This window comes from Hymenobacter humi (assembly GCF_042665855.1).
GTDB lineage: Bacteria > Bacteroidota > Bacteroidia > Cytophagales > Hymenobacteraceae > Hymenobacter > Hymenobacter humi.
Map to the genome: position 1 here is coordinate 2,594,525 of NZ_JBHTEK010000001.1, position 23,416 is coordinate 2,617,940.

Below are 23,416 nucleotides of genomic sequence, written 5' to 3' on the forward strand. Positions count from 1 at the left end.
GCTATTCGGCCTGCATTTTTCGAACCGTAAGGCTCTTTTCTGCGTTTAACCTGGCAACTGAGGCCCATTCGATTGGCCCGGTCCTTGCGTAAGTGCGTTACCAAAACTCCTACGACGATGACTATGAAAACCGCTTTTGCTGCCCTGACTTTTGCCTTGCTTGCCAACGCTGCTTCTGCTCAGCAAGCTTCCCGCGCATCCATCGTTGAAGTGCGGGACAAAACGCAATCAAGCCCCGGCTCAATCCGGTAGAAGCCCGGGCCGACCGCCTGAGCTACCGGATGTCGCGCGACCTGCGCCTCAACGGCTACCAGACTACCAAGCTCCGCGCCATCAACGCCGATAAAATTGCCAAGATGGCCGCCATCGAACGCAAGAACGCCGGCAACCAGAAGCTTATCGATGAGCAATGCGCCGGCGTCTGCAAGGAGCGCGACAAGGAACTGGTTTCCGTGCTCAGCAACGACCAGTACAGCAGCTATTTCAGCGCGCGTGCTGCGTATTACAAGGCTGACAAGGACTACGCTTCGCAATCGGCCAGCATTCTCTTAGCCGATGCCGTGCAGAATCCCGCTCCGGCCCGGGCTAACGATGCTACTGTCGGGCCCACGAAGCCCAAGCCGGCTAACGCCCCGGCTGGTAATCTTGGCCGGAATGCCCGCTAGTTTTTAGAATAACACCACACAAAAAAGCCCCGTCGCAAATCGCGACGGGGCTTTTTTTGAGAAGTTGAGCTGCTTAGCGGCCCTGTTCCTGCTTGTCCAGGTACTCCGACAGCTCTTTGCAGAGGGCCCGCATCTTGGCCGCCATTTCCTTGTCGTCGGTGGCCGTCACGATGTTTTCGGCCATCGAGCCGATGTTGTCCACGCAGAAGCGCTTCATTTCGTCCACGGGCATGTCTTTGGTCCAAAGGTCAATTTTCATGGTGCCCACTTGCTCGCGGTCCCACAGCGCAATGTTGATGGCCTTGGCGAAGTGAATGTCCGGCCCCGCATCGGTGGCCGACCAGCTGATGGCCTCCGGGATTTTGTTCTCGTCGAGGGCGATGCTGAAGCGGATTTCTGATTTCTTAATCACTGATTAGCGCAGATTTTAACGGATTTCACGGATTTTGTAGACGATTGAGGTATTCTCCCTGGCTTTCGTCTGAATAATAGGGTGGGTTGGCGCCAGGATTTCGCCAGGATTTCAAAGGATGAGGTTGTCCGGGCTCAGGACGTAACGGCGCCGTAACAGCTCAACGCGGAGCAGCAAATCAGGTGTTGTAGCTGGCCCGTGAAAATGCCAGCTACAAAATCCGTGAAATCCGCTAAAATCCGCGCTAATCAGTGGTTAGACGTAGTTGTTGAGCATCACTGGCATCACCAGCATCAGGATGTTCTCGTTCTCATCGGCCGTGGTGGGCATGAGCAGGCCGGCGCGGTTGGGCGTGCTCAGCTCCAGGGTGATTTCCTCGGAGTCAATGTTGGAGAGCATTTCGAGTAGGAAGCGGGCGTTGAAGCCGATTTCCATGTCCTCGCCGTCGTACTGGCAGGTGAGGGTTTCCTTGGCTTCGTTGCTGAAGTCGAGGTCCTCGGCCGAAACCACTAATTCCGAGCCGGCCAGGCGCAGGCGCACCTGGTGGGTGGTTTTGTTGGAGTAGATGCTGATGCGGCGCACCGAGTTGAGCAGCTCGGCGCGGTTGATGATGAGCTTGTTGGGGTTGCTCACTGGAATTACGTTCTCGTAGTCCGGGTACCGCTCGTCAATCAGGCGGCACACAAGGCGCATCTGGTTGAAGCTGAAGAAGGCGTTGCTCTGGTTGAACTCCATGGTCACGGGCGTGGCCTCGGAGGGCAGCGTGCCTTTCAGTAGGTTGAAGGCTTTGCGCGGGATGATGAGGTTGGCGGTTTGGCCGGCGCCCACGTCCTGGCGGCGGTAGCGCAGCAGGCGGTGGCCATCGGTGGCCACGAAGGTGACCTGGTTATCGGCCAGCTGCACCAGAATGCCGGTCATGGCCGGGCGCAGCTCGTCGGTGCTCACCGCGAAGATGGTTTTGTTGATAGCCCGGGCCAGCGACGACGACGGCATCTCAATAGGCGACGAGCCTTTCACCACCGGCACGCGGGGGAAGTCGGCGGCATTCTCGCCAGCCAGTTTATAGCGGCCATTAGCCGAGCTGATTTCGATGGTGTAGGTTTCCTCGTCCAGCGTGAAGGTCACGGGCTGGTCGGGGAGGTTCTTCAGGGTATCGAGCAGGATGCGCGCCGGGGCGGCAATGCGGCCGGTATCGCGGGCTTCTACCGGCAGCTCGGTAATCATGCTGGTCTCCAGGTCCGAGGCCGTAATCGTCAGCTTACCGGCCTCAATCTCAAAGAGAAAGTTCTCCAGAATGGGCACCACGGGGTTGTTCGTAACCACGCCGTTGATGCTTTGCAGCTGCTTGAGCAGCGCGGAAGACGAAACAATGAATTTCATGGTGCAAGGCTAGGTTTTGGGTGAGGGAGGGCAAAGATACGCGGCGGGGTTGGGCTTTGGAAGGCCCAACGGGTGTATCTCAAAAAGGCGAATTTTATAGTTGAGCTAAGTGGGCCGAAGCCACGGTTGTGTCGTCCCTTAGCCAGCTCAAGCAAACAATGAAGCAGCTAATTGTTAGGCAGCAAAACTGGCATAGCGCCGCTTGCGCCGCCACGCTCGCACGGCCCCAAACAGCCCCAGCAGCACCAGCGGCGCGCCGATGTTGAGCAACTGCCAGCGGCGGCGCTCCTCGGCCAGCTTCACCTTATCCAGGGGGCGGAGGGTGATTTGCTTGCCGCGCACGGCGATGAGGCCGGTTTCGTCGAGCAGGTAGTCGGTGGCGTTCATTACCAGCTCGCGGTTGGCGAATTCGGTGTTGGCGAGGCGGTCGAAGCCCAGGCGGAAGGGGTTGCCGGTTTTGGGGTCGATTTCCGAGCGGATGAAGTCGCCGTCGGCCAGCACCACGATTTTGGAGGGCTTGGCGTTGGGCGATTTTTCGGGCTGAAACTTCAGGGTGCCGGGCCGGGCGCGGTTGGCAAACAAAGACGTAAACTGGCCTTCGAGCAGGTAGCCCACAGGCTGAAAGCCGTTTTTATACAGCTTGGGATTGGGCTCGAGGCGCGCGTCGTTGAAATTGATGGGCACGGGCGCGGGCAGCACGCGGGTGTAGCGGGAGGTGCTCAGCAGCGGGGTTTTGCGAATTCCGCGGGCCTTTACCGTGTCGAGGCTGCCCGTAAACTTCAGGTACACCGCGTCGAGGTTGCGGGTGATGGGGTGGGCGCTGAACTTGTTGATGAGCGGGTACAGCTGCCAGGGCATGGGCTCAATTTTGGGCTTATTACCGTCCATGCCGGTCACGAGCGGAATTTGGCCGCAGTTGAGGTCGAGCAGCAGGTTCTGGTTGAGGCGCAGGCCGTATTTGAATAACAGGTCGTCGAGGTTGAGGTTGTAGGGCGTGGCCAGGGCCACACCGTTGCGGCTCACACTGTCGAGGTCCACGCGCAGCGCATCGACGAAGAACAGGGCCCGGCCGCCCTGATTGATAAACTGGTCGAGCTTGAACTTGTCGGTTTCAGAATAGGGCGTCTTGGGCTGGGCCACCACCACGGCGTCGAGGGCGCGCAGGTCGGGTACTTTGCTCAGGGTCACGCGATACACGTCGTATTGCTGCTGCCAGGTGCTGAGCATGTCGCCGGCCTGGGCGTTGGTGAGCTCGCCGTGGCCTTCAATCACGCCGATGCGCTTGCGCAGGCTGGGCGTGAGCGTGCGGATGGTGCTGGCTAGCTCGTATTCCAGTCCTTCGATGCTCTGGTTGAGCCGCACGTCGGCCGGGGCAGCCTGGTTGCCACGCAACAGCAGCACGTTGCGGTCCTGGCCGCCCACGCTCACCACGGCCCAGGGAAAGATGATTTTCTCGACGCGCTTGCCGTTTTCGGTGGCGCCCAGGTTGGTGGGCTTCAGGCCTTTCTTGAAGAGCGAGGCGTAGAACTGGTTGCGGGCGGCTTCGGTGCTGGCCGCGCTGGGGTCGATGAAGATGTAGTTCAGGTTGGCCCCGCCGTAGACCTGGAATTCGGTGAGGGTTTCGCGCACGCCCTGCTCCAGGCGGCGGAAAGCCGGCGGAAAGTCGCCCGTGAGATACACCGTGATGGTGACCGGCTGCTTGAGGTCGCGCAGCAGCGTTTTGGTGGCCGGCGACATGGTGTAACGCTTCTCTTCCGTTAAATCGAGCCGGAAAAACAAGCGCTGGGCCGCAAAATTGAGCAGCAGGAGCCCCGCTACCACCGCCGCAAATACCGTTAAGTCGTGCCGCTTGCGCGAGGCAGGAGCCAGGGGAGCCACCGGCGAGTTCGTGAGCGTGTTTTCCATTACCAGTTCCGGCTACGTAAGGCCAGCCGGGTGGCTTGCAAAGCCAGCCAAACCACGCTGATGAAATAAATTAAGTCGCGGGAGTCAACCAAACCCTTGCTCAGGTCGCGGTAGTGGGCCGCAATGCCCAGCTGGCTGACGTAGTAGGCGGGGCTGCCTTCCAGCACCGAGGCCAGCGAATCAAAACCTGAATAAATCAGGAAGCACCCCACCACGGCCACCAGAAAGGCAATAATCTGGTCGCGCGTGAGGGCCGATGCCAGGATGCCGATGGCCGCAAACACCGCCGCCAGGAAAGCCAGCCCCAGGTAGGAGCCCACCGTGGCGGCCGAGTCGATGTTGCCTTCCGGGCTGCCCAGCTTGTACACCGAGTAGTAGTAGAGCAGCGTGGGAATCAGGGCCAGCAAGGCCAAGAGAAAGCACGCAAAATATTTGCCGCCAATTATTTGCCAGTCGGTGAGCGGGCGGGTTAGCAGCAGCTCAATGGTGCCGGCCTTTTTTCCTCGGCAAACGTGCGCATGGTGATGGCCGGAATCAGAAACAGGAATATCCACGGCGCCAGCGTAAACAGCGTCTGCAGGTCGGCAAAGCCGTAGTCCAGCACGCTGCTGTCGGGGAACACCCACACGAACAGGCCGGTCGCAATCAGGAACACGCCCAGCACCACGTAAGCGACGGGCGAGTTCAGAAAGGAGTTGAATTCTTTTTGAAGGATGGTTAGCATATGGTTTTTTAACCGTCTTATTAGACTCACTCGAACGTCATGCTGAGCGGAGCCGAAGCATCTCGCTCGCGTCGTTGAACGATTGGGTCACTATCACACGCGAGATGCCTCGGCTCCGCTCGGCATGACTTTCTTTTTGCCTGCTGTCACGGAACTTGTCACTATTCATTTCGTCAGTTCCCCAAACACCTCTTCCAGGCTCTGGTGCTCCTGCCGCAGGCCGAGCAGTATCCAGCCCTCCTGGCCGGCCAGACGCGACACGGCGGCGCGCACATCGGTGCCGGGAGCAGTGCGGAGCAGGACGGCGCCGTCCGGGGCCAGCTCAACGTGGCGCACGTTGGGCAGCTGGGCTAGTTTGGCCGTGTCCACGGCGCCTTCGAACTCGGCGCGCACCACGGTTTCGCCGGCGGCGCGGGCCGCCAGCTCGGCCACGGGGCTGTCGGCCACCAGCTTGCCCCGGCTGATGATGAGCACACGGGAGCACAAGGCCGTGACTTCGGGCAGAATGTGGGTGCTGAAAATGACGGTTTTGTCTTCGCCCACTTCCCGGATTAGCTGGCGGATTTCCAGAATCTGGTTGGGGTCGAGGCCGGTGGTGGGCTCGTCGAGAATGAGCACGTCCGGGTCGTGGATGAGGGCCTGGGCCAGCCCAACGCGCTGCCGGTAGCCTTTGCTGAGCGCGCCGATTTGCTTGTTCTGCTCGCGGCTCAGGCCCACGCGGCGCACCAGCTCGGCCACGCGGGTGCGCAGGCCGGAGCCGCGCAGCCCGTGCACCGAACCGATGAATTCGAGGTACTCGTGCACGTACATGTCGAGGTACAGCGGGTTGTGCTCGGGCAGGTAGCCCACGTGGCGCCGCACGGCCAGGCTCTCGGTGAGTACGTCGTGGCCAGCCACGCGCACGGTGCCGGAAGTAGGAGGCAGGTAGCCGGTGGCAATCTTCATCGTGGTGCTCTTGCCCGCGCCGTTCGGCCCCAGGAAACCCACGATTTCGCCCTTGCCCGCCGTGAAGCTGATGTTGTCCACGGCATTTTGGGTGCCGTAGGTTTTGGTCAGGTGCTCTATTTCTACCATGTATTAGTTGTAGGAACGCGCCTTGGCGCGTTCGACGGCAGGCTTACTCACTCTAAGATTCATTCAACGACAGAACGCGCCAAGGCGGGTTCCTACTTTTTGGCTGCAGCGGCCGCATTTCCATATCCACGATGTGAAAGTTGAAAGGCGTTTCGATAGAGTAGATAATGGCACTGGCAATGTCTTCGGGCTTCATCATCGAGTCGTTGGCGGCGCTGCCGGGAATGTCGTCGAAGAAATTGGTCTGGGTTGAGCCAGGATACAGGCAGGTGACCTTGATGCCGTCGTTGCGCACCTCCTTAAACAAGGACTGCGAAAAACCGCGCACCGCAAATTTACTGGCGCAGTAGCCAGCCATGTTCTCGATGCCGGTGGTGCCGGCGATGCTGGCAATGTTGATGATGTGGCCCGCTGCTGGCGCTTCATCTGCGGGAGCACGGCGCGCGAGCAGAAGAAGGTGCCGTGCACGTTGGTGTCAAACATCAGCTTCCAGTCCTCGCTTTTGAAGCCGTCGACGGGACCGGCGATGCCCAGGCCGGCGTTGTTCACCAGCACGTGGATTTCGGGGCCCAGCTCGCGCAGGGTATTGGTGAGGGCTTCGGCCACGGCAATTTCGTCGCGCACGTCGCACTCAAAAAACTGAAAACGGTCGTGCTCCAGGCCTTCGGGAGCGGTGCGGCCCCAGCCTGCTACGGTAGCCCCGCGGGCCAGCAGGGCTTCTACGGTGGCGCGCCCGATTCCTTTGCTGGCGCCCGTAACGACGGCGACTTTACCGGTGAGGTCCATTTATCTTTGGGAAAAGTAAGATTGCAAATGCGCTATACGAGTTTGCGGCCGCAAGTTAGCGGCAAGGGGTGGTTCGGGGTGTTGAATGTAGTGGCTCGCACCGGCCTGGGACTGGGGTTGGCCGCGGGCCTGAGTACTTGCGGGCCGGGCCACGGGGGCGACTGCCTCAAAAGCACCGGCGCAATTATTACCCAGCGGCGCGACGTGGCCCCCGACCTGCTCACCGTCACGGCGTACGACAACGTGGACGTGCGCATCGTGCAGGATACCCAGACTTACGCCGAAGTCAGGGCTGGCAAAAACCTGATTGACGACATCGAATTTACCCGCAAAGGCAACCACCTGGAAATTGCCAACACCAGCCGCTGCAACTGGGCCCGCAGCTACGACTCGCCCCGCGAAGTCACCCTGCACCTGCCCACCATCACGAATGTATTTCTGCGCGGGCAGGGCAACGTGAGCACTGTTGGGCACTTTGAAAAGGATACTATTTTCTTCCACCTGATTGGCGCGGGCGACTTTGACCTGACCGTCAAGGCCCGGCAGGTTCACCTGGACTTATACGAGCCTGGGCGATGTGACCCTGCGTGGCAGCACCGAGGAGATGGTCTTCACCTTGGGTGGCGCCGGCCGGCTATATGCTCAGAACCTGAACGCCCGCCGCTGCTACTTCAACCTGACCCGCGACAGCGACGGCGATGCGCACGTGCGGGCCAGCCAGGCCGTGGGCGGCACCGTGGGCGGCACCGGCACCCTCTATTACAGCGGCAATCCTGTTTATACCGACATTAAATTGACGGGCAAAGGCCAGGCGAAAGCGGAGTAGGAAGTAACTCGATTTAATAGTGAGAAGCGGTTTAGGAAGTCCGTCATGCCGAGCGCAGCCGAGGCATCTCGCGTGTGGTGGTAACTCAATCGTCTGTCATGCTCATGTAGCGTCCGCCTGCGAAGCATCTTCTCACGGCTCAACGAGTGGTTCTGACCAGATAAGACGCTTCCTTCGGGACGCCAGATGAGCATGACTGGCGGCGCGAGCGAGATGCCTCGGCTACGCTCGGCATGACGTTCTGCTGGAAATAGGCGACTTTCTAAACAGCTTCTGAGCTGGAAAATTGAGCTACCCTAAGTCACCGAGCCTGCGGCCGAATGAGGATTTCCTCAATCACGGCTTGCGGCGAGAGGGAGTAGGCCGAAAACACCACGTCCGCTACATCTTCGGACTGCACAAACCGGTCAGTGGGCAAGTCGACGCCTTCCCAGCTGGCCGTGAGCGTGGGGCCGGGCAGCACCGCCGTCACGCGCACGCCGCTGGGCTTGAGCTCTTCGCGCAGGTTTTTGGTGAAGCCCAGCAGCGCGTGCTTGGCAATGCCGTAGGAGCCGCCGTTGGGGTAGGCCGTGATGCTGGCGGTGGAGCAGATGGTGAAGATGTGGCCGCGGCCCTGGGCGATTAAGCCCGGCAGCAGGGGCAAGGTGACGTCGTAGGCGCTGAGCATGTTCACGGCCAGCATCTGGCGCAGCTGCGAGCCATCGAGCGGTTCGTCCTGCAGGCGGCCGGGGATAAAGGCACCGGCGTTGTTTACCAGGATTTCCACCGGCAGGCCCAGGCCCAGCACAAACGCGGCAAAGCGGGCGCAGTCTTCGTACTGGCTCAGGTCAGCGGGCAGGGTGTGGAGCACGGCGCCGGGAACATCGGCGGTCAATTCGGTTGTGAGAGCAGTTAAATCGGCCGCCGACCGCGCGCAGGTGGCCACCGGATAACCCGCGCGCAGGAAGCGCGACACTACGGCGCGTCCGATACCTTTGCTGCCGCCAGTCACAACAATTAATTTTTCGCTCGTTTGCACTGTCTTAGGGTTATTTTACGTAAGGTGGCGCGTTGAGCAGATGCTCGTCTGTAGCAACACGGCCGCCCAAACTTCGGTTTTTATTCCCAACAACTCCCCAATGCTTAAAACTTTCGGCACGTTTGTCCTTTTTCTGCGCGGTATGGTGTCCCGCACGGAGCGCTTCAGTGTGCTCTGGAACCGGACCATGGAAGAGGCCATGCTCATCGGGGTCGACTCCATCGTCATCGTTTCCATCGTGTCGGCGTTCATTGGGGCGGTAACCTGCGTGCAGATTGCCTACAACCTCACCAACCCGCTCATTCCGCAGTCCACCATCGGCTACATGGTGCGCGAAATGACCATTCTGGAGCTGGCCCCCACCATCACCAGCATCGTGCTGGCGGGCAAGGTGGGCAGCAGCATTGCCGGCGGCCTGGGCACCATGCGCATCACCGAGCAGGTCTCGGCGCTGGAAGTAATGGGTATTAACTCCACGTCATACCTGGTGCTGCCGCGCATTATTGCGGCCCTGCTCATGTTCCCGCTGCTGGTTATTCTGGCAATGGGCCTGTCCATTCTGGGCGGCTACCTGGCCGGCACGCTCACCGGCGTGATGACGGCGCAGGACTACATCGAAGGCATCCGGACCGATTTTATTCCCTACAACATAGTATTTGCCCTCATCAAGGCCGTGGTTTTTGCCTTCCTGGTGTCGGGCATTTCGGCTTTCAAAGGCTACTACACCACCGGCGGCGCCCTGGAAGTGGGAGCGGCCAGCACGGGTGCCGTTACCAATTCCATCATTGCCATTCTCATCGCTGATTTTGCCCTGGCCGCTTTGCTGCTGTGATTGTGTTTCGGGTTGCTAGTTTCTCGTTACTTGCTTGCCCTGTAGCCGGACTGACAACCAGAAACGAGCCACCAGAAACCAGAAACTCTTATGATAGAAGTATCCAATATCGAAAAATCGTTCGACGGCACGCCGGTACTCAAGGGCATCTCGTGCGTGTTTGAAACCGGCAAGTGCAACCTGCTGCTCGGCGGCTCGGGCACGGGCAAAAGCGTGCTGCTGCAGTGCATCGTGGGTTTGATGAAGCCCGACATTGGCTCCATCACCTTCGACGGCACGGTGTACACCAACAGCAAGATTGACATCCGGCAGGAAATACGCCGCAAAATCGGCATGCTGTTTCAGGGTTCGGCGCTGTTCGACTCGATGACGGTGGCCCAGAACGTGGAGTTTCCGCTGCAGATGCTCACGCCCGAAATGACGCCCGAAGAGCGGCGCGAGCGGGTGGAGTTTTGTCTCAAGCGCGTTGGGCTGGAAGCGGCCGGCGATAAGATGCCCGCCGAGATTTCGGGCGGCATGAAAAAGCGCGTCGGCATTGCCCGGGCCATTGCCCCGCACTGTACCTACCTGTTCTGCGACGAGCCAAACTCCGGCCTCGACCCCGCCACCAGCATCAAAATCGACGAGCCTGATTCGCGAAATCACCCACGAGTACGGCATCACCACCGTCATCGTGACCCACGACATGAACTCCGTGATTGAGATTGGCGAGCACATCATCTTCCTGCACCAGGGCAAAAAGCTGTGGGACGGCACCAAGGATGAAATCCTGAACGCCGAGGTGCCCGAGCTGCAAGAGTTTATCTTCAGCAGCGCCTTGGTGCGCGCCGCCAAGAAAGTAGACGACGAGTCGGAAGGCGGCCTGGCCGCCATTACCGAAGGCGTAACCTACGGCGGCGGCATTTAGCCCAATCTGCCACCCTGAAGCCGGTTGAGCTGTTTTTTGGAGTAATGTAGAGACGCATAGTTGCGTCTCGGTGTCCGCGCCACATGGTTGATTCCCAATAGCAACTGTCCAGCGCGCGTCGTTCAACTATGAGACGCAAGTAAGCGTCTCTACATCAGGCCAGCTAACTCAAAGGCCCGTCCGGCATTGCCGGACGGGCCTTTTTATGCCTGCAGAGCCTGGAGGTGCGCCAGGTGGTGCTGCCCGTGCCAGGCGTATTGGGCCAGGGCCTGGTCCAGGGTAAAATCGCGCTTGGTGCCGGGGTGGTAAAACGTACGTTGCCATTGCTGTTCGCTGAGGTGGTGCAGCAGCGTGACCCAGCGCGTGTGCAGGGCCTCAAGCAGCGTCAGAGACACCGTGATGGGGGTGGCGGCCACATCAGGCAGCTCCGCCCAGGCTTTTTCGTCGTAGGGGCGCACGGTGGGGTGTTCTTCCGTCAGGGCCAGCCGGAAGCGGAAGTAGCAGTTCATGTGCGAGTCGGCGAGGTGGTGAATAACCTGGCGGCCCGACCAGCCGCCCGGGCGGTATGGGCGCTCCAGGGCCACGCCGCCCACCGCTTTGGCCACGGCCGTGAGGTGGGCTGGCAGCTCGGCAATTTGCTGAATCAGCGCCGTGCGTTCGGTCAGGGAAAGGGCGCCCTCCGGCAATTGGGCATGCCCGATGGGATAGCTGAGGTCCATTGTTTCGAATGAAGAATGAGGAATGAAGCAGCAGGCTTGACCACAAAAAAATGAGGAATTGGAAGCAAATTCCCAATTCCTCATTCTTCATTGCTCATTGAGCAAAGCGCCGCGTTACCCGTTGCGCTTGTTCAATTCGTCGCGGATTTTGGCGGCTTTCTCGTAGTCTTCTTTTTCGAGGGCCTGGGCCAGCATTTTCGTCAGCTCGTCGAGCGACACCTGGCCGCTGGGCTCGCGCGCCTCGGGCTGGGAGCGGCTGGGGCGCGGCAAGTCGCTGTCGGTATCCTCGTCTTCGTCGTCCTCCTCTTCCTCGGCCTCGCTTTCGGCTTCGTCCAGGTCAGAAAGGATGATGCCGGCTTCGCTGAGCACGCTCTCGACGGTGAAGATGGGCACGCCGAAGCGCAGGCCGATGGCAATGGCATCGGAAGGGCGGGCGTCGATGTCGAACGTGGTGGCGCCATCGGAGCACACGATGCGCGAGTAGAACACGCCCTCTTTCAAATCAGAAATCACCACTTCCAGAATCACCACGTGCACGTGCTCGGCAAACGATTTGAACAGGTCGTGGGTGAGGGGACGGTTGGGGCTGATTTTCTCGATTTGGATGGCAATGCTTTGCGCTTCGAACATGCCGATGATGATGGGCAAACGGCGGTTGCCGCCCTTTTCGCCCAAAATCAGCGCAAAGGAGCCAGATTGGGACTGGCTGGACGAAAGGCCCAGGATTTCAAGCTGGATTTTTTCAAGGTACTAGGGGAGTGGGTGTCTTACAGACGAGGTTGAAAAGGGCGGCACGCCGGAGCTGTCGGGCTGGTGGATGTAGGTGCAATTAAACAAATGTCCGGCTAACCGGCGCGAAATTGAGTTGCTGCGCACCGCCTTAAAAAGATTTGGGGACTTAGGCGTCAGATTTCCCTACGAAAACCCGACGTCTAAGTCCCCAAATGCTTGAAAAAATATTAATTCAGTTCTTTTACGGCCGCCGTCAGCTTGGGTAGTACGTCGAACACGTCGCCCACAATGCCGTAGTCAGCCGCCTTAAAGAAGGGCGCTTCCGGGTCTTTGTTGATGACCACAATCACCTTGCTGCTGTTCACGCCGGCCAAGTGCTGGATGGCGCCCGAAATGCCGCAGGCGATGTACAGGTTCGGCGACACGGTGATGCCGGTTTGGCCCACGTGCTCGTGGTGAGGGCGCCAGTCGACGTCCGACACCGGCTTGGAGCAGGCCGTGGCCGCGCCCAGGGCTTTGGCCAGGTCCTCAATTAGGCCCCAGTTCTCGGGCCCTTTCATGCCGCGGCCACCGGATACCACGCGGTCGGCTTCGGGCAGCAGGATGCCGCCGGCCTGGTCCTGCATCACCACCTGCGTGGGGGCATCGGCAAAGTCAGCGTCCGAAAGTTGAGCCGTGAAGCTCACCACCTCGGCAGTTTTGCCGGCTTCGTGCTTGGCTTCGGTCGAGTTTTTCTTGACGGCAATGATTTTGCGGTCGCCGCTCAGCACCACGTCCGAAAACGCCTTGCCCGAGAAAGCACCGCGGCGCACGATAAACTGGCCGTCGGTGGACTTGGGCAGCTCCACTACGTTGGTGGCCAGGCTGGCCTTGAGCCGCACCGACAGGCGCGAGCCTACGGCCGCGCCAATGTTGGAATTGGCCAGGATAATCACCTTGGCCTGCTCCTGCTCGGCCGCCGTGGCGATAAGCTTGGTGTAGGCGTTGTTTACGAAATCCTTGAGGCGGGGCTCGGCATCGTAGAGCACCTTCGTGATGCCCTGCTCGCCCAGCGTGGCCAGGTTAGCCTGGGTGGCTTCGCCCACAGCAATGGCCGTGGCGGTGGTGCCCAGCATGGCAGCCACTTCGGCGCCGTAAGAGGCGACTTCCAGCGACGACTTTTTTACTTCGCCGTCGGCGCATTCAACTACAACTAATACAGACATCTTTTCTTAATGAAGAATGAGGAATTAAGAATGAAGAATGAGCAAACGGAAGAACAGGCCTAACGCCAATTCCTCATTCCTCATTCTTCATTCTTCATTAGATAACCTTGGCTTCGTTGCGCAGCAGCTTAATCAGGTCGCCGGCGCTTTCGGCCGGGATGAGCTTCACGCCCTGCTTCTTGGGCGGCAGTGCAAACTCGGTAACCTGGGTGCGGGCGGGCTCTCCTACCGGCTCAACTACTTTCAAGGGCTTGGTACGGGCCGTCATGATGCCGCGCATGTTGGGGATGCGGGGCTCGCACATGGGCTGCTGGCACGAGGCCACGAAGGGCGTGTTCACGGTTACAATCTCCTTGCCGCCTTCGATTTCGCGCTCCAGCGTGGCGGTGTTGCCGCTCATGTCCAGCTTCATGGCCGGTGCCACCGTGGGGATGCCGAGCATTTCGCCCACCATGCCGTGCACCTGGAAGCCGTTGTAGTCGATACTTTCCTTGCCCATCAGAATCACGTCGTAGGCGCCTTCTTTGGCGATGGCCGCAATTTGCTCGGCCACAAAGTAGGCGTCCTGCGGCGCGGCGTTCACCCGGATGGCGTCGTCGGCGCCAATGGCCAGGGCCTTGCGGATGTTGGGCTCGGTGTCGGCTTCGCCCACGTTGAGGACGGTAACGGTGCCGCTGCCGGCGGCTTCTTTCAGCTCAATGGCGCGGGTGAGGGCGTATTCATCCCAAGGGTTAATAACGAACTGCACCCCGGCCTTGTTAAACTCCTTGTTATCAGGAGTGAAGGTAATTTTGGTGGTCGTGTCGGGCACGTTGGAAATACAAACCAGAAACTTCATCTAAACGGGCTTAGTGTGAGCGAAAATCAGGAAAAAGGCTGCATGCATAACAACCTGCGGGAACCTTCCGGCTTTGGGCAGCGAACCCTATAAACAGATATACGCTGGAAAAGCCGCAATTTTGCCCCAAAGGTAAACAAAACTCCCTCCCTGATGAACACTCCGGCCACCCGTTTGCAGCAGTTATTGGCTTTCTATGAAGACGACCCAACCGATGCCTTCACGATATATGCCCTGGCTACTGAATACCGGGCCCAGGAGCCGGAGCGGGCCTGGGAATTTTATCAAAAACTACTGAGCGAACACCCTGACTACGTGGGCACGTACTACCACGCCGGCAAGCTGTTGGAGCAGTTTAATAAGAAGGACGAAGCCGAAAAGGTTTACCGCACCGGCCTGAAAGTGGCCCGGTCGGCAGGCCAGCAGCACGCCGCCAGCGAGCTGCTGCAGGCCCTGAACAGCTGCCTCGGCCTGGACTACGAGGACGACTAGGCCCGGCTTTTTTAAGGATGCAGCGGGCAGGTGGGCCCTTTACAATACCGACGAGCTGTCCAAAATAAATATCCCGGCTCTTTCAGCAATCGGGGTAAGTCCTGAGTCCCGTACATGCCTTCGCAGCCGCGCCCCGGAACATCGAGCCGGACGCCCGGTTGTTCCAGACTTCTCAACCCTCCCCATGGCCCATACCGAAACCCACGCCCAGGTGCAAGACTACTACGGCACCCAGCTGCAAACCAGCCAGGACCTGCTCACCAACGCCTGCTGCACCGACGACATTCCGTTGGCGCACCGCCGTATTCTGGCTCAACTCGCGCCCGAAGTGCTGGACAAATACTACGGCTGCGGCGTGTGCATTCCCGAGGCCATCGAAGGCTGCACGGTGCTGGATTTGGGCAGCGGCTCGGGCCGCGATGCTTTCCTGCTCTCGAAGCTGGTGGGCGAAACCGGCCACGTCATCGGTGTGGACATGACCGAGGCTCAGTTGGACGTAGCCCGCCGAAACATTGCCTTCCACACCGAAAAGTTTGGCTACGCCCAGCCCAACGTGGAGTTCCGCCACGGCTACATCGAGGATTTGCAAGCCGCGGGCCTGCCCGACAACAGCGTGGACATTGTGGTGAGCAACTGCGTGCTCAACCTGAGCACCGACAAGGAAGCCACCTACCGCGAGATTTTCCGGGTGCTGAAGCCCGGCGGCGAGCTGTTCATCGCCGACGTATTTGCCGACCGCCGCGTGCCCGAAGCCCTGCGTCAGGACCCCATTCTCTACGGCGAATGCCTGAGCGGGGCGATGTACACCGAGGATTTCCGCCGCTTGCTGCTAAGCTTGGGCGTGCACGATTACCGCCTGTTTTCCAGCCGCCGCCTCACCATCAACAACCCCGAGATTGAAGCAAAAGTGGGCAACATCGGCTTCTATTCATTCACCGTGCGCGCCTTCAAGCTCGACCTCGAAGACCGTTGCGAAGACCACGGGCAGGTGGCTACCTACCTGGGCACCGTGCCCGGCCAGCCTACGCAGTTTGTGCTCGACGACCACCACACCTTCGAAACCGGCCGGCCCATGCTGGTGTGCGGCAACACCGCCGATATGCTGAGCCGAACGCGCTACGCGCCTTATTTCCAGGTGGTGGGCGATAAGAGCCGGCACTTCGGCCTGTTTGATTGCGGCCCGGTGCCCGCAGCAGCCAAAGCCTCGGGAGAAGCGGCCAGTGGCGGCTGCTGCTAGCGTCGGTGCCTGATAAAAGAACGCTCAAGCAGCGCGCAGCGGGAACCTCACCCCCGGCCCCTCTCCAAAAAGAGGGGAGCCTGACGTTTACCGACAAACAGGAAGGTCCCACTCAATTGAGCCGGGACCTTCCTGTTGTTATGAATTGAGCCAAACCGTGTGCCGTGGCTCCCCTCTCTTTGGAGAGGGGCCGGGGGTGAGGTTGCCCCGCTCAGCATGACCGTTTTTCATTGCCCTTATTTTTTAGCAATACGGGCCCTAATGCCAGCTATAATCGGCATTAGCTCCGGCGCGGTTCGGGTGAGCAGCACACCCGCCCCGTACACCAGGGTGAGCACCCCGCCGCGCAGCAGCAGTGTGAGCCAGGCGTTGGACAGCGTGGGCATCAGCCAGGCGAGGGTGCCGGCCACGGCCGCCACGGCCAGAATGCGCGCAATGCTGCCATCAAACGGCTGCAGGCCATAATTGCGCCACACAAACCACGTGCGAACCGCGTTGATGCTGACCAGCGCGATGCAGTAGGCCAGGGCCGCGCCCGCTAGCTGCAGCCGCGGAATCAGTACCCAATTCAGCCCAACCACGGCGGCGGCCAGGGAAATATTGAATATCAAATCGAACCGGAACCGCGGCGAGGTGGCCACGATGATGCCATTGACGCCTGTGATACCATCGACGAGCCGGCCGGCCAGCAGGAGCAGCACCGCCGTGGTGCCCACGGCGTATTCGGGCCGGTGAATCAGGCCGTAGATGAAGTCCAGATTCAGGCCGATGCCCAGGGCCAGGTAGCAGCCCAGCAAGGTGTTGATGCGCGTGCTTCGCCGGTAAAAATCGGCCATTTTGGCCATGTCGCCTTCTTTCCAGTACTCGGCAATCAGCGAGAAGGCCGTTTTATAAAGGGCGCGAAAGGGCAGGACCAGGGCTGTGCTGATGTTGGTGGCAATGAGGTAAATGCCCGCCGCCGCAAGGCTCAGCTTGGTGCCCACCAGCATGGTGTCGATGTTGAGCAGGATGGTGCCGGAAATGTTGCTCAAAAGCATAAACGCGCCAAAGCCTAGCATTTCGCCCAGGGGTTTGATGCGCAGCGACGCGCGTGTGGGCCGCAGGTGCAGCTCGCCAATGGCTGCCAGGTACCCCGCCAGCAGCAGCGCCACCACGGCGTAGGCGCCCGCATATGCCAGCACAAACCCGTGAAAGCTGAGGTAGTGCTGGCTATAGGCCACGGCGGCCCCCACCAGCATCAGCCGCAGCAAAATCTCCTGCGAAAACGAGGAAAACGAGGTATGAAACAGCGAGCGCAGGTAGGCGTCCTGCAACGAGCCCATTAGTATGCAGCCCGCCAGCCCAATGGCCACCAGGTAGTGCGAGGATAGCAGCGCGGCATCGTCGCCCTTGGCGTACCACTGCAGCACCAGCGGCTTGCCCGCCCACAGCAGCAGCGCCACCAGCAGAAACCCGACCACGGGCGGCCCCAGCAGCAGCGGGAAAAAACCGGCGTGGTTGCGGCCCTGGTTCCGGAAAAACGGGAAGTACCGCATGCCCGTGCTGGCCAACCCAAACGACGACACCTGCGCGGCAATGGTAGCCAACGGCACCAGCACGGCCCCCGTCAGGCCAATCTGCGCTGGCGAGAGCAGCCGCGGCATTATCAGAATGGTATTGGCAAAGCCAATGGCCAGGCCGACATAAGAAATCAGGGTGTTGCGAATGCCCTGGCGCTGAACGATGCCCAAAAGAGTGACTGAGTGGGAGAGTGACTGAGTGAAGTAGGTGGGCTAGGCCGGGTAATGCCGCGAAATTTCGTGGCCCGTGAGGAAAGCCGCCCCGCGCTGGCTCAACTGCCGCATGATTTCGTGAAACTGCCGGGGGCCGGTAGTGGTATTGGCGGGGTCGAAGTTTTCGTTGTGCCACAGCACCGAAGCCACGCCCCCAAACTTTTCAATTTCGGCAAATAACGGGGTTAGCGCGGGCAGGATTTCGTGGGCGCCCAGCTGCAGGTAGTTGGGATGGTGCAGCGTGGCATCCATCACGTTCAGCGGTATTTCCAGGAAATCGTGGGCCGTGCCGGTGCCAAAGTTGAAGGGATAAAACGGATGACAGTAGGAGTTGCGAAAGCCGAAATGCTCGGCAAAGCCCAGCGTAGCGTCGTACTGAAAGCCAGCCTTCTCAATCCAAGCAGGCGTGTTTCTGGGCTCCCAGCGCAGGTAGTGAAAGCGCAGTCCTTGCGTTGCTTGAGCTAAAATGTGCCGCTCCTGGGCCAGGCGCTGGGCATCAGTGGCTGTGCCGATGCTGCCGTGCAGGCCCACCTCGTGGCCCTGCGCCCGCAGCGCCGCCAGGCGCTGCTGCAGCTTTGGAGTCACTCGTAATCGGCATTAGGTGTGCCATCAACTCCGGGTTGGTGGGCTGGAAGGATAAAAAATGTGGATTTCGCTCCGTATGGAGCCATGGCGGCCGCTACGTTTTCTAAATTGTCCCAGGCATCGGCCTCCGTCAGATGTCGCCACAACAGCTGGCCGAACTTTGCCGGTTGCCGCTGCTGCAGCGCAGCTTTGGCAGGTGCCTTCCAGGCGCTGCGCAGGTTGTCGATATCGTGGCTGATGAAGGCTGCAAAAGGGGCCTTTTCAGCCCAATACCGAGGGAGGACCGCCTGGCCGGTTACGTGCTCAATGGCGGTTTTAAGCACGTCGAAATAGTAATTGACCACCGGCAGTGCTACAAAGCCATGCTGCTTTTGCACACTGGCCGCATAGGGAAACCGCCCGTGCCGGTCACGGCCATCAGAGTAGAACTCCTGCCAGCCACTGAGGAGGTAGAAGGCGGCCGAAATGATGTCGGCGTTGATGGTGGCGCGGCCGGGTTTTATCTCAATTAGCGATGCCTCAGGGGCCGCATCGAAGAAAAACGGTACGTCCGTGCCCTGCCATTCTCGCCAATTGGGCGCCGGTGGATAAGGCTGGTCCTGGCGGAAAAAATCGCCGGCGCCGTCCTTTATCTCAATGGCTGGCTGCGTGGCCGCGTAGCCAATACTTACCGCCGATACGTTGTCATACGCCAGCCTGAAATGCTGCAGCACGTAGGCTAGTCGCGCCTCGACCGAGACGGGCGCGGCCACGAGCGGCGGCAGGGAAGACGAGGGAGCAACGGCGGGCATTGCGGTAAAAGTACGGCGGGGCTTGCCCGTGCTCACTTGGGCAAGGGCCGGGCTTCGAGCCATTGGTTGAGCAAGGCCAGCGTGCGGAGCTGGCTGCGGCCTTCGTCGGGCGTACCCAGGGTGGCGTTGTAGTAAGCGGCGCGGCGGTAGAGGTCGGCGGGCTTGTGGCGGGCGTACCGTCGCAGCGCCTCGGCTAGTTCCGTTGGGCTGTTGGCCCGTTCAACCAAGCCCTGGGCCGCGTAACCGTAATAATCGTCCGTCAGCGGGTTGGTGCCGAAGCGGTAGTAGATGCTGGCCACGTTCAGCAGCGTGGCCTCAAGGTGCGTGGAGGTGTCGGCGGCTACCAGCGCATCCTGCCGCAGTAGAAAGTCAAACACGTTTTCTTGCCGGGCGCTCGACCACTGTAGCGCCGGCAGCAGCTTGCGCAGCGGCTCAAAGTCGCGCCCGTCGCTGGGGTGGGGGCGTAGCGTGAACGTGAGCTCCGGCAGCTCGCGCAGCAGATAGACCAGCGCCTCGGTCAGCGGGCCCAGTGGGTCGTGGATGTTGCAGGCCACGCCCACGCGGCGCACGGCCGGCGCGGTGTTGCGCCGGGCGAGGTAGGCGTCCGCCTTGGGCATGCCCACCAGCTCAACCTGGCCTTGCACGGGGCCGCAGAGGCGGTATTTGTCGAGCGCGTCCTGGCCTTCCAGCAGGCTGAGGTCGAAGCCCAGGGGCGGGAAGTTGGCGCTTACGCTGGCGTGCTGCACGTAGGCTGTGGGCACTCCTCGGCGCGGCAGGCCAGCAGCAGCGAACGGGTGTCGTCGTTGTGGTCATTAGAAAAGACCACCGCCCGCGGCCGGTAGTGGCGCAGCGCGCGGCGGTACACCTCGTAGTAGCCGATGGCGTAAAAAATGAAGTCGAAGAACCGCCAGGCTCGGCTGCCGACTGTACGAATAAGCCCAATAAAGGCCAGCGGAAATTGCCAGTAGTACAGCAGCTTGCGGCGCAACGATAGCCGGTTTACCGTGGCAGTATACCGGCCAATGTTCTTGGCCTGGCCCGCTACCAGCACCGCATCGGGCCGGGCTAGTTTAATGAATTCCAGCGCGTCGTAGTTGTTGGCGCTTACCACGTACAACCACACTTTACCGTGCAGGTCCTCGCGGTTTTTAATAGGCTGGAAGATGTTGCCCACCAGCCGCAGGCCCGCGTAGCCCAGCACCCGTGCCAGTCGTTTCAGCGGATTGGCCGGTGAGATGCTGGCGAGCGCGGCCGGCGGCAGCGCCGCAAACACCGCCGTGAAGCGCAGCTGCAGAATATCGCGCAGGCGGGCAAGAATTGAGCTATTAGCCATTAGCTGATAGCCGTTAACTTTAAAATCATAACAATGGGCTAACCAAATCGGTTTACTAATCGCATCCTGAAAAAGAGGCTATTAGCTAATAGCCAACAGCTAACAGCTTATAGTGCCTCCCACGTCAGGGGCGTGCCGGGCTTCAGGTCGCGGGTGGCTTTGCGGCCCAGTACAATTTCCCAATTCCGGGGCCAGAGACCGTCGCCGGGCCGGATGATTTTCAGGTTTTCCGTTGTGAATTCCTCGCCGGCCGCGATGGGCCTGGCCACGTAGATGCTGCGCTTGTAGAGCCGGCTTTTTCTTCGCCGGCCTGGATGCAGAGCTGCACCGTGCCCAAGGCCTGATGCGCCCGTTCGGTTTCTTCCACCAGCATTTTCAACTCGTGCGGCTCCAGCGAAAAGGCAGAGTCTACGCCGCCCTCGGCGCGGCTCAGGGTGAAGTGCTTTTCGATGACGCAGGCACCCAACGCTACGGCGGCCACGCTCGCGCCCACGCCCATGGTGTGGTCGCTCAGGCCGATGGGGCAGCCGAAGGTCTCGGCCAGCACCGGAATGGTGCGCAGGTTGGTGTTGGCCGGCGAGGCGGGGTAGGTGCTGGTGCATTTTAGCAGCACCAGGCTCGCGGCAGCCGGCTTCGCGCAGCACCCGCACGGCGTCGTCTATTTCGGCCAGTGTGGCGGCGCCGGTGCTCACTATCACGGGCTTGCCGGTGGCGGCTACTTTGCGCAGCAGCGGCCAGTGGGCATTTTCAAACGAGGCAATTTTGTAGGCCGGCACGTCCAGCTGCTCCAGAAAGTCTACCGCCGTCTCATCAAACGGCGAGCTGAAGGCCAGCATGCCGTGCTGCCGTGCCCGGGCAAACAGCTCGGCGTGCCACTCCCAGGGCGTGTGTGCCTCTTCGTAAAGCTTGTACAGATTTTTGCCTTCCCACAGCGACTGACCTTCCTCGTCGATGGCAAAGCCGGTGTCCATGGTGATGGTGTCGGCGGTGTAGGTCTGCAGCTTGAGGGCATCGACGCCCGCGGCAGCAGCGGCATCCACCAGGGCCAGGGCGCGCTCGAGGCTCTGGTTGTGGTTGCCCGACATCTCGGCAATGATAAATGGCTTGTGGGCGGGGCCAACCGGACGGCCACCGATGGTAATTTCGGTCATGTTTGACGGGAAGCGAAGTAGGGCGGCAAAGGTAGGGCTCCGCGCAGGCAAGGCCTGACAATTACTCGTAGCCCTTCGCGGAAGGAGGCTTTCCAGGTGTGTTTTTGCCAAAGATGTACCAACGCAAGGGGTACGTTTAGCGCAACCGTTCCGAGTTTACGAAACTCATCGCCTAAACGAGTTTCGTAAACTTTGATTGGTAGACGAGTTTCGTAAACTCAATACACGCGGTGGAAGACGATTCTAAGCCCTCACGGAACTTGCAGGCCGTTTAGTTTGCGGTTCAGGGAAAGGAGGGTAAAAACAAGAAAGCCCGTTCTTCATAGAATGAGCTTTTCTTGTTGAAATCTTCAAGACGTAGGTACCGCCTACGTCCAGCGATGCCTTTTTTCTTATAATTAAGGAATAAACTCCTGTGTGTAACACCCCTTGTCTTTCTTAAACAGTCCTTTCTCGAAGGCTGCTTTATGCAATTTCGGTAACTTCTTAAATTCTTTCCTTCGGCGTCTAACGACCTGCTTGGGCGTTATAAAATCATGAGTACTTCTTAACAGCATGACCACCTCAACGTCATCACAATCAGCGGTAAGTTCGATGGATGCTGGCTCCATTCCAATATCAATTAACAATAGTTTTTTCACGGAAACAGGGACGTCTATTTGAAAAGCCCCATCTAAATCTGTTTTACCAACTATAATGGTGTCATTAATCATTATCGGAAAGTATGATAAAGTCCTAAGACGATCATCAATCAATCGTCCTGTAATGGTTTTCTGCTGGGCATAAAGGCGACTCGTTGACCAACTGAGCACCAGCCAAAGAAGTACGAATTGCTTCATTGTTTTAAGGAGAGGGGTGGGCTGCCTTCCCTTGCGCTACGTGCTTGGTCCGGCGGTGTTTTCCTTTCGGGTGTGCGGGAACAGAACGTGGACCTAGCGACCATGCTAGGCCGCTTGGTACAACGGCCCCAAAACTGCCGAGGAGCGAAACAAGAAAAGCCAGCGCAGGCGCGGCATATAGGACCGGGACGATGCCTTAAGCTAAAGGTAGATAAGGCCTGTTTCTAGTTTAGCGAAAGGGTCCAGATACCGGGCGGTGAATGATGTAGTCATACAGCACCACCTGGCCAACTTCTACTCGGTAGAGGTAGTAGTGGTCCTCTGGCGCGGCTGGGGGCACCAACAACCTGATCTTTAAGGCTTGGGCGCGTTCGCTGGCAGGCGTTTCCCGATAATCTGTGTCCGAGACGATCGCCGCGGCCGTAATCTCTTCGTTCCCAAATTTTGCGGCAATCCCTTTTTCAAGCAGTGCCAGCACGTCCGCCGAATCGGGCTGATTCCCTCCCGGGTAGGCTGTTAGCGGGACCACGAAGCCTTCGCCGTTGACTACCCCGCCAAAGGGCCAAAACCCCTCCATTTCGGTAAGAAAGGTAGTGGCTTGGTGCACCATGATTTGGAGCAACTCCTTCGTTTTTATTTCCACGGCACAAATCAAGGTGCTAGCAGCGAAACCAGTGTTTACTGAAAGGGCCCGAATCACAAAACGAGGATATTCTTATTTCGAAACGGCGTCCCTCTTGGATTTCGATGGTAAGGTCGCGCACGCCAAGTTTGGCCGAATGACCCGTTCAAACCACGCCAAGACCTCCTCTTTCTTCGCTTCCGCCACGTCCTTGTTGAAGCCTTGCCATTCGGTACTAGCCGTGAAGTCCTTGATGGCGTTTATGTGCACGTCCGTGTGGGTGGGAGTGTTACGGGGCACTTCTAAAAGCACCAAAAACTGGTGTTCCGGGTCGTAGAAATAAAAGTAATGGGGCGCATTCGGTTCCTCCCCTAGTCCGTCCGGAAACGAGCGCGTATCGTCAAAGCGGCCCGTGGCCTTGAGCGCCGTGAGCCGTTGAGTAATGCCCTCGCTGGGACAGGCCACCACCACGGATTCGCAGTACACGTGCGACCCCGCCCCCAAGAAGCCGCAAGCGGCAAGCACCCCGGATAGGAGCAGGTAAACGAGCCGCACAAGAGTTGTTTTCACG

The 23,416-nt window shown here is 59.6% G+C and carries 25 protein-coding genes and 3 pseudogenes; 7 read left to right on the plus strand and 21 right to left on the minus strand.

The features are described 5' to 3' along the window. Nucleotides 1–281 precede the first annotated feature (281 nt). A complete protein-coding gene (locus ACFQT0_RS14560) occupies nucleotides 282–665 on the plus strand; it encodes a hypothetical protein (RefSeq protein WP_380203782.1) in 384 nt (127 codons plus the stop codon). Nucleotides 666–738: 73 nt separating this feature from the next. Here ACFQT0_RS14560 and gldC read toward each other — a convergent pair whose 3' ends face one another. The 7 genes and pseudogenes from gldC to ACFQT0_RS14595 all read right to left on the minus strand — a co-directional run bounded on the left by gldC (nucleotide 739) and on the right by ACFQT0_RS14595 (nucleotide 6,946). Next, nucleotides 739–1,077, minus strand: a complete 339-nt coding sequence (gene gldC, locus ACFQT0_RS14565) for a gliding motility protein GldC (RefSeq protein WP_380203783.1) — start codon at nucleotides 1,075–1,077, stop codon at nucleotides 739–741. Between the two features lie 255 nt (nucleotides 1,078–1,332). After that, nucleotides 1,333–2,457, minus strand: a complete 1,125-nt coding sequence (dnaN, locus tag ACFQT0_RS14570) for a DNA polymerase III subunit beta (protein WP_380203785.1) — start codon at nucleotides 2,455–2,457, stop codon at nucleotides 1,333–1,335. Between the two features lie 174 nt (nucleotides 2,458–2,631). Then, nucleotides 2,632–4,362 carry a gliding motility-associated ABC transporter substrate-binding protein GldG gene (gldG, locus tag ACFQT0_RS14575; RefSeq protein ID WP_380203787.1) on the minus strand — a complete coding sequence of 577 codons (1,731 nt, stop codon included), beginning with the start codon at nucleotides 4,360–4,362 and terminating at the stop codon, nucleotides 2,632–2,634. Continuing rightward, nucleotides 4,362–4,916, minus strand: coding sequence for an ABC transporter permease subunit (locus tag ACFQT0_RS14580; protein WP_380203789.1), 555 nt, complete (start codon nucleotides 4,914–4,916; stop codon nucleotides 4,362–4,364). Before ACFQT0_RS14580 ends, gldG begins: the two co-directional genes overlap by 1 nt. Next, entirely contained in the window at nucleotides 4,832–5,086 is a 255-nt protein-coding gene (locus tag ACFQT0_RS14585) for a hypothetical protein (RefSeq protein WP_380203791.1), read from the minus strand. The genes ACFQT0_RS14580 and ACFQT0_RS14585 overlap by 85 nt, the downstream gene beginning before the upstream one ends. Nucleotides 5,087–5,251: 165 nt before the next feature. Further along, nucleotides 5,252–6,160: a gliding motility-associated ABC transporter ATP-binding subunit GldA gene (gene gldA / locus ACFQT0_RS14590; protein ID WP_380203793.1), complete on the minus strand. Its 909-nt coding sequence runs from the start codon at nucleotides 6,158–6,160 to the stop codon at nucleotides 5,252–5,254. Nucleotides 6,161–6,212: 52 nt separating this feature from the next. Next, nucleotides 6,213–6,946 (minus strand): annotated as a pseudogene (locus ACFQT0_RS14595) (SDR family oxidoreductase). 27 nt (nucleotides 6,947–6,973) lie between these two features. Between ACFQT0_RS14595 and ACFQT0_RS14600 the strand changes: the two are divergent. Next, a pseudogene (locus ACFQT0_RS14600) lies at nucleotides 6,974–7,492 on the plus strand (GIN domain-containing protein); the annotation flags it as partial. A gap of 58 nt (nucleotides 7,493–7,550) precedes the next feature. Further along, nucleotides 7,551–7,772: a GIN domain-containing protein gene (locus tag ACFQT0_RS14605; RefSeq protein ID WP_380203794.1), complete on the plus strand. Its 222-nt coding sequence runs from the start codon at nucleotides 7,551–7,553 to the stop codon at nucleotides 7,770–7,772. Nucleotides 7,773–8,073: 301 nt separating this feature from the next. Here the strand turns inward: ACFQT0_RS14605 and ACFQT0_RS14610 are convergent, their stop codons facing one another. Then, nucleotides 8,074–8,763 (minus strand): SDR family oxidoreductase, encoded by a 690-nt coding sequence (locus ACFQT0_RS14610; protein ID WP_380203796.1) that lies wholly within the window; start codon nucleotides 8,761–8,763, stop codon nucleotides 8,074–8,076. A gap of 127 nt (nucleotides 8,764–8,890) precedes the next feature. Here ACFQT0_RS14610 and ACFQT0_RS14615 point away from each other — a divergent pair, with 127 nt between their 5' ends. Together ACFQT0_RS14615 and ACFQT0_RS14620 are read left to right on the plus strand one after the other, a co-directional pair. After that, a complete protein-coding gene (locus tag ACFQT0_RS14615) occupies nucleotides 8,891–9,622 on the plus strand; it encodes an MlaE family ABC transporter permease (RefSeq protein WP_380203798.1) in 732 nt (243 codons plus the stop codon). Between the two features lie 90 nt (nucleotides 9,623–9,712). Further along, a pseudogene (locus ACFQT0_RS14620) lies at nucleotides 9,713–10,529 on the plus strand (ABC transporter ATP-binding protein). 203 nt (nucleotides 10,530–10,732) lie between these two features. Here ACFQT0_RS14620 and ACFQT0_RS14625 read toward each other — a convergent pair. From ACFQT0_RS14625 to ACFQT0_RS14640, 4 genes are all read right to left on the minus strand, one after another. Further along, the gene (locus ACFQT0_RS14625) at nucleotides 10,733–11,248 is read right to left on the minus strand and encodes a YfiT family bacillithiol transferase (protein WP_380203800.1); all 516 of its coding nucleotides are present in this window, start codon (nucleotides 11,246–11,248) and stop codon (nucleotides 10,733–10,735) included. Nucleotides 11,249–11,362: 114 nt separating this feature from the next. Continuing rightward, complete coding sequence (locus ACFQT0_RS14630; protein ID WP_380203802.1) at nucleotides 11,363–11,923, minus strand: bifunctional nuclease family protein; 561 nt, start codon at nucleotides 11,921–11,923, stop codon at nucleotides 11,363–11,365. A gap of 284 nt (nucleotides 11,924–12,207) precedes the next feature. Further along, nucleotides 12,208–13,185 (minus strand): electron transfer flavoprotein subunit alpha/FixB family protein, encoded by a 978-nt coding sequence (locus tag ACFQT0_RS14635; protein ID WP_380203804.1) that lies wholly within the window; start codon nucleotides 13,183–13,185, stop codon nucleotides 12,208–12,210. A gap of 97 nt (nucleotides 13,186–13,282) precedes the next feature. Then, on the minus strand, nucleotides 13,283–14,023 hold the full coding sequence (locus tag ACFQT0_RS14640) for an electron transfer flavoprotein subunit beta/FixA family protein (RefSeq protein ID WP_380203806.1): 741 nt from the start codon (nucleotides 14,021–14,023) through the stop codon (nucleotides 13,283–13,285). 153 nt (nucleotides 14,024–14,176) lie between these two features. On the opposite strand from ACFQT0_RS14640, the gene ACFQT0_RS14645 reads away from it, so the two are divergent. Together ACFQT0_RS14645 and ACFQT0_RS14650 are read left to right on the plus strand one after the other, a co-directional pair. Further along, a complete protein-coding gene (locus tag ACFQT0_RS14645; RefSeq protein ID WP_380203808.1) occupies nucleotides 14,177–14,515 on the plus strand; it encodes a tetratricopeptide repeat protein in 339 nt (112 codons plus the stop codon). A gap of 184 nt (nucleotides 14,516–14,699) precedes the next feature. Then, nucleotides 14,700–15,752, plus strand: coding sequence for a methyltransferase domain-containing protein (locus tag ACFQT0_RS14650; protein ID WP_380203810.1), 1,053 nt, complete (start codon nucleotides 14,700–14,702; stop codon nucleotides 15,750–15,752). A gap of 236 nt (nucleotides 15,753–15,988) precedes the next feature. Here the strand turns inward: ACFQT0_RS14650 and ACFQT0_RS14655 are convergent, their stop codons facing one another. The 9 genes from ACFQT0_RS14655 to ACFQT0_RS14705 all read right to left on the minus strand — a co-directional run bounded on the left by ACFQT0_RS14655 (nucleotide 15,989) and on the right by ACFQT0_RS14705 (nucleotide 23,415). Then, nucleotides 15,989–17,482, minus strand: coding sequence for an oligosaccharide flippase family protein (locus ACFQT0_RS14655; protein ID WP_380203812.1), 1,494 nt, complete (start codon nucleotides 17,480–17,482; stop codon nucleotides 15,989–15,991). A gap of 42 nt (nucleotides 17,483–17,524) precedes the next feature. Then, nucleotides 17,525–18,109, minus strand: a complete 585-nt coding sequence (locus tag ACFQT0_RS14660) for a hypothetical protein (protein ID WP_380203814.1) — start codon at nucleotides 18,107–18,109, stop codon at nucleotides 17,525–17,527. Further along, nucleotides 18,106–18,861 (minus strand): DUF7033 domain-containing protein, encoded by a 756-nt coding sequence (locus tag ACFQT0_RS14665; protein ID WP_380203816.1) that lies wholly within the window; start codon nucleotides 18,859–18,861, stop codon nucleotides 18,106–18,108. The genes ACFQT0_RS14660 and ACFQT0_RS14665 overlap by 4 nt, the downstream gene beginning before the upstream one ends. Before the next feature lie 71 nt (nucleotides 18,862–18,932). Beyond that, nucleotides 18,933–19,661, minus strand: a complete 729-nt coding sequence (locus ACFQT0_RS14670; protein ID WP_380203818.1) for a hypothetical protein — start codon at nucleotides 19,659–19,661, stop codon at nucleotides 18,933–18,935. Further along, the gene (locus ACFQT0_RS14675) at nucleotides 19,628–20,233 is read right to left on the minus strand and encodes a hypothetical protein (protein WP_380203820.1); all 606 of its coding nucleotides are present in this window, start codon (nucleotides 20,231–20,233) and stop codon (nucleotides 19,628–19,630) included. Before ACFQT0_RS14675 ends, ACFQT0_RS14670 begins: the two co-directional genes overlap by 34 nt. Nucleotides 20,234–20,340: 107 nt before the next feature. Continuing rightward, complete coding sequence (locus ACFQT0_RS31665; protein ID WP_449272066.1) at nucleotides 20,341–21,384, minus strand: N-acetylneuraminate synthase family protein; 1,044 nt, start codon at nucleotides 21,382–21,384, stop codon at nucleotides 20,341–20,343. A gap of 398 nt (nucleotides 21,385–21,782) precedes the next feature. After that, nucleotides 21,783–22,223 carry a hypothetical protein gene (locus ACFQT0_RS14695; RefSeq protein ID WP_380203822.1) on the minus strand — a complete coding sequence of 147 codons (441 nt, stop codon included), beginning with the start codon at nucleotides 22,221–22,223 and terminating at the stop codon, nucleotides 21,783–21,785. A gap of 229 nt (nucleotides 22,224–22,452) precedes the next feature. Further along, on the minus strand, nucleotides 22,453–22,923 hold the full coding sequence (locus ACFQT0_RS14700; protein ID WP_380203824.1) for a hypothetical protein: 471 nt from the start codon (nucleotides 22,921–22,923) through the stop codon (nucleotides 22,453–22,455). A 15-nt stretch (nucleotides 22,924–22,938) separates the two neighbouring features. Further along, a complete protein-coding gene (locus ACFQT0_RS14705; protein WP_380203826.1) occupies nucleotides 22,939–23,415 on the minus strand; it encodes a hypothetical protein in 477 nt (158 codons plus the stop codon). Nucleotide 23,416 lies beyond the last annotated feature (1 nt).